Consider the following 13,925-nt stretch of genomic DNA (forward strand, 5'->3'; position numbering starts at 1 on the left):
CCTCATGGAACGGCGTGAATTTAGCGGCCCTCACGGCCTATACCGCCTCCTTCGCCCCACATTCATCCGATCGTGTGAGGATTGGGGTTGCCGCTGACGGGAAGCCCCCGCTCCGGGCCCCAGCACCTGCCGGACCGGTATCCGTGGCGCCGCCGTACAGTGGCATGGGCGCGAATGACGCATGGTGCCGAGCCGGCCCCGGGACGATCCCCGGAACCCGGCCCCGGCACCCAGGAGGAGGCACTGCCGTGAGTGAGCTGCGATTCGTCCGTCTGGGCTTCGGCGACGACGCCGTCGAGTACCAGGCGGCCTGGGACAAGCAGCGCGAGGTGCACGCCGCCCGGTTCGCCGACGAGATCTCCGACACCTGTCTGCTCCTGGAGCACCCGCCCGTGTACACGGCGGGCCGGCGCACGGAGGAGAGCGAGCGCCCGCTGGACGGGACCCCGGTCGTGGACGTGGACCGCGGCGGAAAGATCACCTGGCACGGCCCGGGCCAGCTCGTCGGCTACCCGATCATGAAGCTGCCCCGTCCGGTCGACGTCGTCGCGCACGTCCGCCGCCTGGAGGAGGCGCTGATCCGTACGGCCGCCGAGTTCGGCGTGGAGACCACCCGGATCGAGGGCCGCAGCGGTGTGTGGGTGCTCGGCGACCCGGTGGAGCAGCGTCCGTCGCTCGGCGGGCTCTCGCTGGACTTCGACCCGAGGCTGACCGACCCGGAGTTCGATCCGCGGCTCAACGGCCCGGAGTACGCCCCGTCCAACGCCGGCCAGCGCCGCGAGGACCGCAAGCTGGCCGCGATCGGCATCCGGGTCGCGAAGGGCGTCACGATGCACGGCTTCGCCCTGAACGTGAACCCGGACAACGTCTGGTTCGACCGGATCATCCCCTGCGGGATCCGGGACGCGGGCGTGGCCTCGCTCGCGGGCGAGCTCGGCCGGGACATCACGATCGAGGAGGTACTGCCGGTGGTCGAGAAGCACCTGCGCGCCGTCCTGGAGAACGCGGAGCTCAAGCCGCGCGTGGTCGAACGGGAGACGGCCGCCACCTCCGCGTAGGGAACCGCGTGGGGAATGCCGGGCTCTGGCCACAGGTTGCCCAGGCGTAAACAAAACCGTACGAACAACGGGCGTACCCTGGTGTGCGCCGAAGAATCGAAGCTACAGGGAGCCGGTCGTGTCCGCAGTCGCACCCGACGGACGCAAGATGCTGCGCCTTGAGGTCCGTAACGCCCAGACCCCCATCGAGCGCAAGCCCGAGTGGATCAAGACCCGGGCGAAGATGGGTCCCGAGTACACGAAGATGCAGGGTCTCGTGAAGAGCGAGGGTCTGCACACGGTCTGCCAGGAGGCGGGCTGTCCCAACATCTTCGAATGCTGGGAGGACCGCGAGGCCACCTTCCTCATCGGCGGTGACCAGTGCACGCGGCGCTGCGACTTCTGCCAGATCGACACGGGCAAGCCCGAGGCGCTGGACCGTGACGAGCCCCGCCGCGTCGGTGAGTCGGTCGTCACGATGGACCTGAACTACGCCACCATCACCGGCGTCGCGCGCGACGACCTGGAGGACGGCGGCGCCTGGCTGTACGCGGAGACCGTGCGCCAGATCCACGAGCAGACGGCGGGCCGCGCCGACGGCCGTACGAAGGTCGAGCTGCTCGCCCCCGACTTCAACGCGGTGCCCGAGCTCCTGGCGGAGGTCTTCGCCTCCCGCCCCGAGGTCTTCGCGCACAACGTCGAGACGGTGCCGCGGATCTTCAAGCGGATCCGCCCCGGCTTCCGGTACGAGCGCTCGCTGGACGTCATCACCCAGGCCCGTGACTACGGTCTCATCACGAAGTCGAACCTGATCCTCGGCATGGGCGAGACCCGCGAGGAGATCAGCGAGGCGCTCCAGCAGCTGCACGCGGCGGGTTGCGAGCTCATCACGATCACGCAGTACCTGCGCCCCTCCGTCCGGCACCACCCGGTGGAGCGCTGGGTGAAGCCGCAGGAGTTCGTCGAGCTGAAGGAGGAGGCCGACGAGATCGGCTTCTCCGGCGTGATGTCGGGCCCGCTGGTCCGCTCCTCCTACCGCGCGGGCCGGCTGTACCAGCAGGCGATCGAGAAGCGCGGCGCGGTCGACAACGCGACCCAGGCCGTGTGAATCACCGCGAGAACCGGCGCGTGATCGTCAGCCCGTGATCGGCGTGTGAATTCACGCACAAGCAGTTACCGGCCGGTAGTGGCCGAATCGGCGCGGCCCGTGCGCCCCCGCAGGTCAGGGGGCCGTACGGGTCGCGTCGACGTTTCCGGGTGCGTGCAGATGGCCGCATCAACGTTTCATCAGTGTTTGACCACCGGGTCACGCACTGGTAACACCAGTCTGTGAGCCTGGCTTCACTCACCGCCACACCGTCGTGAGCGCCGCACTCGCTCCACCCCCCACCTCGTCTCATCCACGCTTGAGGGAGGACCCCCGCCATGCAGGCCGCGACACACGTCCGTGCCACCGCCATCCCGTCCGTCACCGACGCCCTGAGGGCCGTCGAGTCGCTCCTGCTCGCCGGCGGGCAGCGGACGGCCCGCCGGAACGCCTGGACCTCGGTCCTGGAGGACCGCCGCCGGGCCAAGGACCGGGTCGAGGCCCAGCATGTGATGGAGGCCGTGGCTGGCCGCGCTTCCCGGGCCACGTAAACTTCAGGACATGGCGAGGAAGGCAAACACGGGCAGCGGTGACGCTGCGAACCAGGGGCGACTGAAGCAGATCGCCCTCACGTACAAGATGACCCGAAAGGCTGACCCCAAGGTCGGGCTTGTCGTCGCGGGCGTGGGCATCGTCGTACTCGGTGTCCTCCTCGCGATCGGCTTCCTGATCGGGCACCCGGTCTACCTGGGCATTCTGGGCTTCATCCTGGCGCTGCTCGCGATGGCGATCGTCTTCGGACGACGCGCCGAGCGCGCGGCCTTCGGTCAGATGGAGGGCCAGCCGGGCGCGGCGGCGGCGGTGCTGGACAACATCGGGCGCGGCTGGACGACGACCCCGGCGATCGCGATGAACAAGAACCGGGACGTCGTGCACCGCGCGGTCGGCCGGGCGGGCATCGTGCTGGTCGGCGAGGGCAATCCGAACAGTCTGAAGTCGCTGCTGGCGGCGGAGAAGAAGAGGATGGCCCGGATCGTCGTCGACGTGCCGGTGACCGACATCGTCGTCGGCAACGGCGAGGGCCAGGTGCCGCTGAAGAAGGTCCGCACGACCATGCTGAAGCTGCCGCGGGTCCTCTCCGGCCCGCAGGTGACGGCGGCCAACGACCGGCTGCGGGCCATGGGCGACCTGATGAGCAACATGCCGCTGCCGAAGGGCCCCATGCCGAAGGGCATGCGGATGCCGCGCGGCGGAAAGATGCGCTGACCTCCGACCGAGGATCTCCTCCACGACGAAGGGGCGCCCCCGAACCGATCGGTTCGGGGGCGCCCCTTCGTCGTGCGTGGTGTCCGTCGTGCGTGGTGTCCGTCCCGCTCCGGGGATCAGATCCGGACCTGCACGGCGCCGGAGAGGCGGTCGTGGAGGCCGCGGCCGTCGCGGTCCCAGATGAGGGCCGGGATGGCGAGGCAGACGAGGAGGCTGCGGACCACGACCCGGAGGAAGCCGAGCCGGCCGCCGTTCACCGAGGCGACCCGGAGGCCGAAGATCCGCTTGCCGGGGGTGGAGCCGATGGTTCCGACCGTCAGGACGCTCACGACGAGCAGGATGAGCAGCGCCCAGTTCCCGGTCGCCTGGCTGTAGCCGTCGGTGACGAGGCCGTATGCGATCACCATGCACAGTGCCCAGTCCACGGCGAGAGCGCCGATCCGGCGGCCGGGGCGGGCGATCGAACCCGGTCCCTCCTCGGGGAGCCCGAGCTGCTGACCGCGGTAACCGAAGTCGACACCTGCGTCCTCGGCCGCCGCGCGGGGGCCGGACAGCCATGATCCGAGTGCTTGCCTGTTGTCCACGCGACAACGGTACTGCGCCCGTTTTTGATCACTTCGGCCCGGGTCGCCGAGGAGCGTCGGGAAGCGGGGCGACACCCGGCCCGGTTAACTTGGGTGAAACAAATGGGTCATGCTTGAGAAATCCCGTCTGCCTATGGTCGGGTCCAGCGTGTGCCCCCGCACTGGCCGCACGACCGAGCTGCAACCCCGCCCCTCCCCGGGCCGGGAGTAGGAGGAGTTGGATGTTCCAGAACGCCGACGAGGCCAAGAAGTTCATCAAGGACAACGACGTCAAGATGGTCGACGTCCGTTTCTGTGACCTTCCGGGAGTGATGCAGCACTTCACGATCCCGGCGACGGCGTTCGACCCGGCCGACGAGCTGGCCTTCGACGGTTCGTCGATCCGCGGCTTCCAGGCCATCCACGAGTCCGACATGGCACTGCGCGCCGACCTGTCGACGGCCCGCCTGGACCCGTTCCGCCGCGACAAGACGCTGAACATCAACTTCTTCATCCACGACCCGATCACGGGCGAGCAGTACAGCCGTGACCCGCGCAACATCGCGAAGAAGGCCGAGGCGTACCTCGCCTCCACCGGCATCGCCGACACCGCGTACTTCGGCCCCGAGGCCGAGTTCTACGTCTTCGACTCGGTGCGCTTCAACACCACCGCCAACGAGGGCTTCTACCACATCGACTCCGAGGCCGGCGCCTGGAACACGGGCGCGATCGAGGACAACCGCGGTTACAAGGTCCGCTACAAGGGCGGCTACTTCCCGGCCCCGCCGGTCGACCACTTCGCCGACCTGCGCGCGGAGATCTCCCTGGAGCTGGAGAACGTCGGCCTCCAGGTCGAGCGCCAGCACCACGAGGTCGGCACCGCCGGCCAGGCCGAGATCAACTACAAGTTCAACACGCTGCTGGCCGCGGCCGACGACCTGATGCTCTTCAAGTACATCGTGAAGAACGTCGCCTGGCGCAACGGCAAGACCGCGACCTTCATGCCGAAGCCGATCTTCGGCGACAACGGCTCGGGCATGCACGTCCACCAGTCGCTCTGGTCCAACGGCGACCCGCTCTTCTACGACGAGCAGGGCTACGCGGGCCTGTCGGACACCGCCCGCTACTACATCGGCGGCATCCTGAAGCACGCCCCGTCGCTGCTGGCCTTCACCAACCCGACGGTGAACTCGTACCACCGCCTGGTCCCCGGCTTCGAGGCCCCGGTCAACATGGTCTACTCGCAGCGCAACCGCTCCGCCGCCATGCGTATCCCGATCACGGGCTCGAACCCGAAGGCCAAGCGCGTCGAGTTCCGCGCGCCCGACCCGTCCTCGAACCCGTACCTCGCCTTCTCGGCGCTGCTGCTCGCGGGCCTCGACGGCATCAAGAACAAGATCGAGCCGGCCGAGCCGATCGACAAGGACCTGTACGAGCTGGCTCCCGAGGAGCACGCGAACGTCCAGCAGGTCCCGACCTCCCTCCCGGCGGTCCTGGACGCCCTCGAGGCGGACAACGAGTACCTGCAGGCGGGCGGTGTCTTCACCTCCGACCTGATCGAGACCTGGATCGACTACAAGCGCACGCACGAGATCGCCCCGATCCAGCTGCGTCCGCACCCGCACGAGTTCGAGCTGTACTTCGACCTCTAGATCGCGGACAGGTCGCCCGGCCGAACGGCCGACCGACTGGACGACTGGACGACGGCGAGGGCCGCCACCCCGGAATCGGGGGTGGCGGCCCTCGCCTTCTGTTCGGGAGCCGTGTGTGCGGTGGGTCGGGGTCAGCGGCCGTAGCGGATCAGCGCGCGGACCATGTGACAGGTGGTGTCCGAGGGCGGGTGGATGCCGAGAAGCTCGGCCGTGGTGCGTATCTTCGCGTTGCCGGCCTTCGCGGGGTCGTGCACACCCGCGTCGAGGAGGACGATCGCGAGCCGCATGGCCTTCAGGCGGCGGTTGTGCGTGATGTACCACTCGCGGGGGCGGCCCGCGGGGAGCGGCTGCTTCTGGAGGGGCTTCCAGGGTTCGAGGGACGGCTTCCGGATCATGGCTACGGCCACGGGCGACCTCCTGACGAACGGTGGTGCGGGCCCTCCCCGGGACCCTCACCTTCACCCACGATTTTACTGCCCCCCACTGACAATCGCCCCTGGCCAGAGCGGGTTTGGGGGGTGGTGGGCAGAGGCCGAGGGGGTACCGTGGGGCGCATGGAGATCTGGATCAATCCCGCCTGTTCCAAGTGCCGGAGCGCGATCAGTCTGCTCGACGCGGAGGGCGCCGAGTACACCGTGCGCCGCTACCTGGAGGACGTGCCGAGTCCCGACGAGATCCGGGCCGTCCTGGAGCGCCTCGGCCTTGAGCCGTGGGACATCACGCGGACCGGGGAGGCCGTCGCCAAGGAGCTGGAGCTGAAGGACTGGCCCCGGGACGAGACGAACCGGGACCGGTGGGTGGAGGCGCTCGCCGCGCACCCCAAGCTGATCCAGCGGCCGATCATCACCGCGGAGGACGGCACGGCGGTGGTGGGGCGGACCGAGGAGGCCGTGCGGGACGCCATGTCCCGCTGACGTCCCGGCGCCGGCCCCCTCACGGCGACCCGTCGGGCGTACGGGAGATCATGGCCGCGGACGAGCCGGGCACCACACGGGGGTAGGGAAGACATGGTCGCGTACCACGCATCCGCGCTGGACGGAGTCGCCCGCAATCCGGCGCTGCCGACACCGTTGCTGCTGCGCCTGATCGCCTTCTACGGCAATGCCGACGGCCCGTCCTGCGTCCTCGACCGGGCCGGGCTTCCCGAGGCGGCCGTCGCGGCCGTCCTGGCGCACCCGGACCCGCACGCCCGGATCGACCTCGCGATCAGCCCCCGGGCGGAGCCGGCGCAGCGGGCGCGGCTCGTGGACGACCCCTCGCCCAAGGTGCGGGCCGCCCTCGCGTACGGACCCGAACGGCATCCCCGTACGACCGTCGCGCCGCTGCCGGACGCCGTGTGCGCCCGGCTGCTCGACGACCCCGAACCCTCCGTACGGGCGGCCCTCCTGGAATCGCCGCGTCTGGCACCGTCCTTCGTGGCCTCCCTGGCCACGCACCACGATCCCGCGGCGCGCCGTCTCGCGGTGAGCGCCTGGGGCGCCCTGCCGCCGGGCGAGCGGTCGGCGCTGACGGCCGACCCCGATCCCGAGGTGCGCCGCGCCGCCGCACTGCGCGAGTGCCCCCACGACGCCCGCCTCACCGCCGGCCTCCTCGCCGATCCGAAGGCCGCCGCCGAGGCGCTGCGGCGCGGGCTCCTCGACCGCGCCGACGCCGAACGGTGCGTAGGCGAGCGCACGCACCTCGCCTCCCTCGCCGAGAACCCGTCGCTGCCCGCCGACCTCGTGGAGCGGCTGGCCGTCGATCCCGACGCGGACGTGCGGTTCGCGGTCTCGCTCAGGCCGGAACTGACCGAAGCACGGCGCATGGCGATCGACTTCACGGTGGGCGAGTTCGACCGGAGCACCGTGGACTGGGTACGGGACGGGCTCGCCGACCCCGACGTGCTGCGCCGCGCCGCGACCTCGGCCCACGCGCTGCTCCGCCGCGCCGCCGCTGCGAGCCCCCATCTGCCGCCCGATCTCCTGGACCTTCTGGCACGTGACGAGGACCCGATCGTGGAGAACCTTCTGGGCATCCACCACCCCGACACCCCGGAGGAGGTCCTGATGCGGGTGTTCGCGCGGCTCGGCGGGACGTTCTCCGCCTGGATGGCGGAGACGCACCCCCGCTTCCCCCGCGAGGGCCTCGCCGCGCGCTTCGCGGACCACCCCGACGGGAACTACCGCCGGCTGGCCGTCCGGGACCCGGCCGCCACGCCCGCGCTGATCGAACGGCTCAGCCATGACTCCGCGGTCTGGACGGGCCAGGCGGCGGCCCGCGACCCTCGCCTTCCGCTCCCCCGGCTCCTGGAGGCGCTCCACGTCCGTGAACTGGCCTCCAGCGCCGGTGCCAACCCCGCGCTCCCGGAGGCCGAGATGGCCGCGGTCCTGGACCGGGCGGGCGTACCCGGCTGAGCCGGCGGGGCGTACCCGGCTGCGCGTCGAGCAGAACCGGCTGAGCGTTGAGCAGAACCGGCGCGCTTCCCGTATCTGACGCCACAGGAACCGACAGGAAACGAACGGAGCCTCACGTGTCACGCAGGAAAACGCTCGGCCGGAAGAAGAAGATCGCACTGGTCGCTGGTGCCCTCGTCCTCGCCGGGGGGACGGCGGTGGTGCTGACCGGCACGAGTCAGGCGTCCGTGGCCTGCGACGGACTGACCACGGCGCTCGCGAACAACGAGCGGTTCATCGCGGACCAGCGCGCCAACCCGGACGCCCAGTCGCAGGCGCGGATCGCCAACCGGGAAGCGGTGATCGCCCAGATCCGGCTCCAGCAGGCGGCTTCGGGGTGCGGGGGTGATACCGGGGCGGCCGCCCCCGCCGCCCCCGCCGCCCCCGCCGCCCCCGCCGCCCCGGCCACGCAACCGGCACCACCCCAGGCGCAGCCGGCCCCGCCTGCTCAGCCCGCCGAGCCCGCTCCGCCTGCGGGCGGCGGCGACGGAGCGGGCGGCTCCGGGGATGTGGTCTGCGCCGGTTCGACCGTCACGCTCTCCGGCGAGGCCGGCGCCCCGGCCGCGTCCAGCAACCAGTTCCCGCTCGGCACGCGCCTCAAGGTGACCAACCTCGACAACGCCAAGTCGACCACCGTCGAGGTCACCTCCACCTCCGGCAGCTGCGTCCTGCTCAACGACGCGGCCTTCGAGCAGGTCCGCGAACCCGGCAAGTTCCTGATCCGGAAGGCCCGTATCGAGCGCGTGGGCTGAGGCCGCCCCGCCTCAGGCGGCGGGCCCTTCCCCCGGGCCCGCCGCCTGCTCCGCGAGGGTGAGGATCTCCGTGATCCGTGCGCCGAAGCGGGCGTCGCACGCGTGCGGCACGCCCGTGCGGGCCGACTCCAGGAGCGCGTCGACCGCCTGGCCGAAGGCGTCCGCCGCGCCGTCCCACGCCGGCAGGACCGCCCGGCCCCGCTCGCCGTGCAGCGAGAGCGCGGCCTCCGCCGCCTCCGGCGGCGCGGAGAGCGTCAGCGTCGCCGTGCTGCTCGCGCCCGAGGTGTGACGCAGGACGAGGTGGTGCGTGTCCGCGGGGCCCCGTACCGCCGTCACGTCGGTGACGTCGCCGAGCACCGGGAGGTACACGGAGAGCACGTGCGGGCCGACGTCCCACAGGCCGCCCTTCTCGCGCCGCCACGGCGAGGCCGCGTACGCGCTCCGGGACCCCGGGCCGTAGAGCGAGCCCAGCCAGTGCGCCTCGCCCAGGAACCAGCCGCTCGCGGCGGCCTGTTCGTCGATCCAGCGCGCCGTGGGCTCCGCGAAGCGGAGCGTGCAGAAGACGACGGACGCGACACCGGACTTCTCGGCCGCCTCGGCAACCTCACGCGCCGCAGCGGATGTCGTGGCCACGGGCTTGTCCAGGAGCAGATGGCAGCCGGCGGCCGCGGCCCGGACCGCGAGCGGGGCCTGGACGTCCGGGGGCAGGGCGAACGCGACGGCGTCGCTCACCTCCAGGAGGGCGTCGACATCGTCGTACGCGGTCGTGCCGAAGGAGGCGGCCAGCCCGGCGGCCGCCTCGGGCCGTCGGCCCCACACCCCGGCGAACTCGACGCCGTCGTGCGCGGCGAGCGCGGGCGCGTGGGTCCGCTCGGCCCAGGGGCCGGTGCCGAGGAGTCCGATACGGGGCTTCGCGCCCAGGTGCGTCGTCATGCACCCAGTCTGCCGGTCACCACCGACACGGGGCCCCAAATCGACTGGCGGACCTCCCCTCCCCCGGTGTTACGTTGCGTCCGCCGGCCGCGGGACTCCGGTGCGACTTCCGGGACCTGCCTCTGAAGCAACGTTTTCGCTGTTCGCGCCCCCATTCCCCGGCCGGCACCCATGCCACTGCGAGGGAACCCATGACGACGCCGACGGAGACGATCTCCGACCTCATCGCCGCCGAGGACGTCCTGCTCTTCGTCAACGCGGCCGTCACCGCCACCGGCCAGCGGGAGTTCCGCTCGTCCGCCGGGGAGCAGCGGCTCTCCCTCACGTTTCTGCACGAGTACGTCCGGGTCAACTACCGGCCCGTGTACGCCGCCGCGCTCGCGCTCGACATCAACGACCACAACGCGGCGATCATCGTCGAGCAGCTGCTGCGGACCGCCGACGAGGCCGGTGGGACGGGCGAGAAGCGGGGCGAGGGGCAGCTGATCGCCGCGCGGCTCGCACGGATGCCCCCGCAGCGGGTCTACCGGCTGTTCCGCGCCCTGCGCGCGGCCAGGGTCAACAACCGCCGCACGCGCGCGATCGTCCACGACTGGCTCGCCGGCCGCGGCGACCTCGGGCACGACGCCGTCAAGTACCGCGCCGGCCTGAAGACCGCCGCCCGGCACAGCCATCTCGCCTTCCCGGACGCGGCCGCCGAATCGGGCGACTTCCTCTTCTCTCCCGGCCGCCGGGTCCGCTACGAGCACGCGTTCCTGGACGCCCACCGCCGCGCCCACCACGAGCAGGGCGCGCTGTACGAGCTGCCGTTCACCGTCGCCGAGGGGTTCGCCGCGCGGCACGGTATACCCCGGGCGGTGTTCCTTGAGCGGATCGCGCCCCGGATGACCCGCCTGGAGCGGCTGCGGACGGAGCGGGCGAGCGATCTGGCCGTGATGCCGCTGACCCGCCTCGCGCTCTACGTCCTCTCCCTCCCCTTCGGGGAGAGGGTGGAGCGTCGCGTCGAGCTGACAGCAGCCCTGCGGGCGGCCGCGCGCCGCGTCGCGGGACCGTACGCCGGGACCTGGGGCCGGGTCGCGGCGGTCCTCGACGACAGCTACTCCGCGTCCGGTTCGGCCGTGAAGCGGCGCCGCCCGCTGGCGGTCGCCCTCGGCTGCCACTTCCTCCTCGGCGCGCTCGCCGCACCGGGGGCGTACACGGCGCACTGGACCTCGGGCGGCACCGATCCGGTGCTCGTACGGCCGTGGGGACCGACCCCGCTCGGGACCCGGATCCTGGACGCCCTGGAGGGCCCCGCACCCGACCGGCTGGTGATCGTCTCGGACGGCTGGGACAACGCGCCGCCCGGCCTCGCGGGCGAGGTGCTGCGCGTCTGGCGGACCCGGCTCGACCCGGAGCGGCGGACGAGCGCCGTTCATGTGAACCCCGTATACGACGCGGACGGTTTCGACGTGCGCCGGCTCGCGCCGAGCGTGCCGACCGCCGGGATCAGGGACGCGGAGGATCTGGCGGCGCTGGTGGAGATCGCGCAGTTCGCCGAGGGGCGGACGGGGCTCGCGGAGCTTCTGGCCTATCTGGACCGCAGGGTGGAGCTGTTTCTGAAGGGGGAGCCGCGATGACCCGGATCGATCTGACCGGTCTGGAGGTCCGGCCGGCCCAGGTGTGGGGCGGTGTCAGGCTCGTACCGCTCGTCAGGGCCGAGCCGGTGGAGGGGCTGCGGCTGCACCGTGAGGTGTACGGGGGTGGAGGCTCGGTCGACCTCGGGGACCGTACGACCTACACCTCGTACATCCCGCACGGCTTCGTCGCGGACTGGTCGGGCGACGAGCGGGAGTCGGCGGCCTACGGCACCCGACTCGGGGACGACTCGGCCGGCGGTGCGGTGCCGGACGCCGTTCCCGTGCGCCGCCACCACCGGCTCGCCAAGCGCCGGCACACGAACGGACGGGCGGAGAAGCGGCTCCGCTTCCTCCCTCTCCACCTCGCCCTGGAGGGTTATCTGGCGCTCCATTTCGGCGGCCCGTCCGTCGTCTGGGACGAGTGGTCCCAGCAGGCGGTACGCCGGGGTCTGTCGCCGCGCGCCGAGGCGGCGTACGCGGGGTGGAGCGTCCCGGGGATGGCGGAGGCGCTGCGGATCTTCGAGATCCACCCGGGGCAGTGCGGCCTCATGCTGTACGTCTCCGACTCCCTGGCCGCCGCCTTCGTGGTCCCCCACCCGGAGGACTACCGCGCCCTCCACCCCACCCTGGTCGAGGACCTGTACGGGGAGCTGATCCACCAGTACGCGTACTACGGCGCCCCGGTGCCGGAGTTCGCGGCGCGCATCCGGGACGAGTCGGGCCCCGTCCGTACGCTCGCGGATCTGCGGGCGGCGGCCCGGGCGCAGGAGCGGTCCTGGGCGGAGGCGCACGACGGGCTGATGGCGCGGGATCTGCTGGAGACGTCGTACGCCTTCGAGCGGGTATATCGGATGGATTCCTATGATCTGTACCGATTCCTCCCGCCGTTCCGGCGGTCGGGTGAGGAACAGCACATCGGCGAGCTGATCGCCGACCGCAAGGGCCGGACGCTCTATCTGAAGACCTTCCGTCTCTCCGAGGGCCAGATCAGACGGGGCCATCTCCTCCGGCGCCTCGCGGACGCCGACTGGCACCTGGGCCGCACGGCCGAGGCGTTGGGCACGACGTACGCCGAACTCGTCCGGCGGATCGAGACGGCCGGCCTCGGCGCCCTGCTCGACGCCCACGTCGTCGCACGGCGACTCCGCGAAGACCGGGAAGGCTGAGTAACACGGGGTTCACAAACGGGCAACGGGCGGGAAATCCCGTGTTGCGAAGCTGCGCGCAGACACATCACGCAGCTCTCGCAGCGTCGCGAGCCGCAGCAAGAACCCCGCAGCAGCACGCCAAAGGATGAGGCCCCGTGACCTTCAAGGCTGAGTACATCTGGATCGACGGCACCGAGCCGACCGCCAAGCTTCGCTCCAAGACGAAGATTCTGCCGGGCACGGGCGCCACCCTGGAGGAGCTGCCGATCTGGGGCTTCGACGGATCCAGCACGAACCAGGCCAAGGGCCACGCCTCGGACCGTGTCCTCAAGCCGGTCTTCGTCTGCCCGGACCCGATCCGCGGCGGTGCCGACATCCTCGTGATGTGCGAGGTCCTCAACACGGATATGACGCCGCACGAGTCCAACACGCGTGCCGCGCTGGCCGAGGTCTACGCGAAGTACGCCGCCCAGGAGCCGATCTTCGGCATCGAGCAGGAGTACACCTTCTTCGACGGCGAGCGTCCGCTCGGCTTCCCCGTCGGCGGCTTCCCGGCCCCGCAGGGTGGCTACTACTGCGGTGTCGGCGCCGACGAGATCTTCGGCCGTGACATCGTCGAGGCGCACCTGGAGAACTGCCTGAAGGCGGGTCTGGGCATCTCCGGCATCAACGCCGAGGTCATGCCGGGCCAGTGGGAGTTCCAGGTCGGCCCGCTGGCGCCGCTGGAGGTCGCGGACCAGCTGTGGGTGGCGCGCTGGCTGCTCTACCGCACGGCCGAGGACTTCAAGGTCTCGGCGACGCTGGACCCGAAGCCGGTGAAGGGTGACTGGAACGGCGCGGGCGCGCACACCAACTTCTCGACGAAGGCGATGCGTGAGGGCTACGACGCGATCATCACCGCGTGCGAGTCCCTGGGCGAGGGTTCGAAGCCGCTCGACCACGTCAAGAACTACGGCGCCGGCATCGACGACCGCCTGACGGGTCTGCACGAGACCGCCCCGTGGGACCAGTACTCCTACGGCGTCTCCGACCGCGGCGCCTCGGTCCGTATCCCGTGGCAGGTCGAGCAGGACCAGAAGGGCTACATCGAGGACCGCCGCCCGAACGCGAACGTGGACCCGTACACGGTGACCCGCCTCCTGGTGGACACCTGCTGCGAGGCCCTGGAGAAGGCCGGCCAGGTCTGATCCGCCCGTTTTCCCCGAAGGGGCGCCCGCCGACAACCGGCGGGCGCCCCTTCGGCGTTGCTCCCCCGGGGCGCGGGAGCATGGACCGAGGGTGACGTGGACAGGGGGTCGTCCCCCGTATTCCCGAGTAGTGCACTAGGGATATGGCTCTCACTCGGAACGGATTCGCGACAGGTCGACTCGACCTCGAGCCGTTCTGGCCTTCCCGGCAGCACCATGACTTCGACCGGTGCTGTCGGCGCGTGAAGA

Annotated in this window: 14 protein-coding genes; 11 read left to right on the top strand and 3 right to left on the bottom strand. The window is 71.2% G+C overall.

Going from position 1 to position 13,925, the window contains the following annotated elements; translation table 11 throughout:
• Positions 1–248 precede the first annotated feature (248 nt).
• From lipB to ACFY8U_RS22870, 4 genes are all read left to right on the top strand, one after another.
• Entirely contained in the window at positions 249–1,058 is an 810-nt protein-coding gene (gene lipB, locus ACFY8U_RS22855; protein ID WP_389572936.1) for a lipoyl(octanoyl) transferase LipB, read from the top strand.
• 118 nt (positions 1,059–1,176) lie between these two features.
• Positions 1,177–2,145: a lipoyl synthase gene (lipA, locus tag ACFY8U_RS22860; RefSeq protein WP_361433279.1), complete on the top strand. Its 969-nt coding sequence runs from the start codon at positions 1,177–1,179 to the stop codon at positions 2,143–2,145.
• A 317-nt stretch (positions 2,146–2,462) separates the two neighbouring features.
• A complete protein-coding gene (locus tag ACFY8U_RS22865; RefSeq protein ID WP_361433281.1) occupies positions 2,463–2,675 on the top strand; it encodes a hypothetical protein in 213 nt (70 codons plus the stop codon).
• Positions 2,676–2,685: 10 nt separating this feature from the next.
• Positions 2,686–3,390, top strand: coding sequence for a DUF4191 domain-containing protein (locus tag ACFY8U_RS22870; protein ID WP_361593351.1), 705 nt, complete (start codon positions 2,686–2,688; stop codon positions 3,388–3,390).
• A 116-nt stretch (positions 3,391–3,506) separates the two neighbouring features.
• Here ACFY8U_RS22870 and ACFY8U_RS22875 read toward each other — a convergent pair whose 3' ends face one another.
• Positions 3,507–3,974 (bottom strand): RDD family protein, encoded by a 468-nt coding sequence (locus ACFY8U_RS22875; protein ID WP_361593353.1) that lies wholly within the window; start codon positions 3,972–3,974, stop codon positions 3,507–3,509.
• 221 nt (positions 3,975–4,195) lie between these two features.
• Between ACFY8U_RS22875 and glnA the strand changes: the two genes are divergently transcribed.
• Positions 4,196–5,605, top strand: a complete 1,410-nt coding sequence (glnA, locus tag ACFY8U_RS22880) for a type I glutamate--ammonia ligase (RefSeq protein ID WP_361433289.1) — start codon at positions 4,196–4,198, stop codon at positions 5,603–5,605.
• Between the two features lie 131 nt (positions 5,606–5,736).
• Here glnA and ACFY8U_RS22885 read toward each other — a convergent pair whose 3' ends face one another.
• Positions 5,737–6,000, bottom strand: a complete 264-nt coding sequence (locus tag ACFY8U_RS22885; RefSeq protein WP_361433559.1) for a hypothetical protein — start codon at positions 5,998–6,000, stop codon at positions 5,737–5,739.
• A gap of 159 nt (positions 6,001–6,159) precedes the next feature.
• On the opposite strand from ACFY8U_RS22885, the gene ACFY8U_RS22890 reads away from it, so the two are divergent.
• The 3 genes from ACFY8U_RS22890 (at position 6,160) to ACFY8U_RS22900 (ending at position 8,789) form a co-directional block, all read left to right on the top strand.
• A complete protein-coding gene (locus tag ACFY8U_RS22890) occupies positions 6,160–6,519 on the top strand; it encodes an arsenate reductase family protein (protein ID WP_389572939.1) in 360 nt (119 codons plus the stop codon).
• A gap of 93 nt (positions 6,520–6,612) precedes the next feature.
• Positions 6,613–7,998, top strand: a complete 1,386-nt coding sequence (locus ACFY8U_RS22895; RefSeq protein ID WP_389572942.1) for a Mucin-2 — start codon at positions 6,613–6,615, stop codon at positions 7,996–7,998.
• Between the two features lie 116 nt (positions 7,999–8,114).
• Positions 8,115–8,789, top strand: a complete 675-nt coding sequence (locus tag ACFY8U_RS22900; protein ID WP_389572945.1) for a hypothetical protein — start codon at positions 8,115–8,117, stop codon at positions 8,787–8,789.
• A 12-nt stretch (positions 8,790–8,801) separates the two neighbouring features.
• Here ACFY8U_RS22900 and ACFY8U_RS22905 read toward each other — a convergent pair whose 3' ends face one another.
• Positions 8,802–9,722: a Gfo/Idh/MocA family protein gene (locus ACFY8U_RS22905; RefSeq protein ID WP_389572948.1), complete on the bottom strand. Its 921-nt coding sequence runs from the start codon at positions 9,720–9,722 to the stop codon at positions 8,802–8,804.
• Between the two features lie 191 nt (positions 9,723–9,913).
• Between ACFY8U_RS22905 and ACFY8U_RS22910 the strand changes: the two genes are divergently transcribed.
• From ACFY8U_RS22910 to glnII, 3 genes are all read left to right on the top strand, one after another.
• Positions 9,914–11,341 (top strand): hypothetical protein, encoded by a 1,428-nt coding sequence (locus ACFY8U_RS22910; RefSeq protein ID WP_389572950.1) that lies wholly within the window; start codon positions 9,914–9,916, stop codon positions 11,339–11,341.
• Positions 11,338–12,507: a hypothetical protein gene (locus ACFY8U_RS22915; protein ID WP_389572953.1), complete on the top strand. Its 1,170-nt coding sequence runs from the start codon at positions 11,338–11,340 to the stop codon at positions 12,505–12,507. The genes ACFY8U_RS22910 and ACFY8U_RS22915 overlap by 4 nt, the downstream gene beginning before the upstream one ends.
• Positions 12,508–12,644: 137 nt before the next feature.
• Entirely contained in the window at positions 12,645–13,676 is a 1,032-nt protein-coding gene (glnII, locus tag ACFY8U_RS22920; RefSeq protein WP_389572955.1) for a glutamine synthetase, read from the top strand.
• Positions 13,677–13,925 lie beyond the last annotated feature (249 nt).

The sequence above is a fragment of the Streptomyces sp. NPDC012508 genome (assembly GCF_042902595.1).
Classification (GTDB): Bacteria; Actinomycetota; Actinomycetes; order Streptomycetales; family Streptomycetaceae; genus Streptomyces.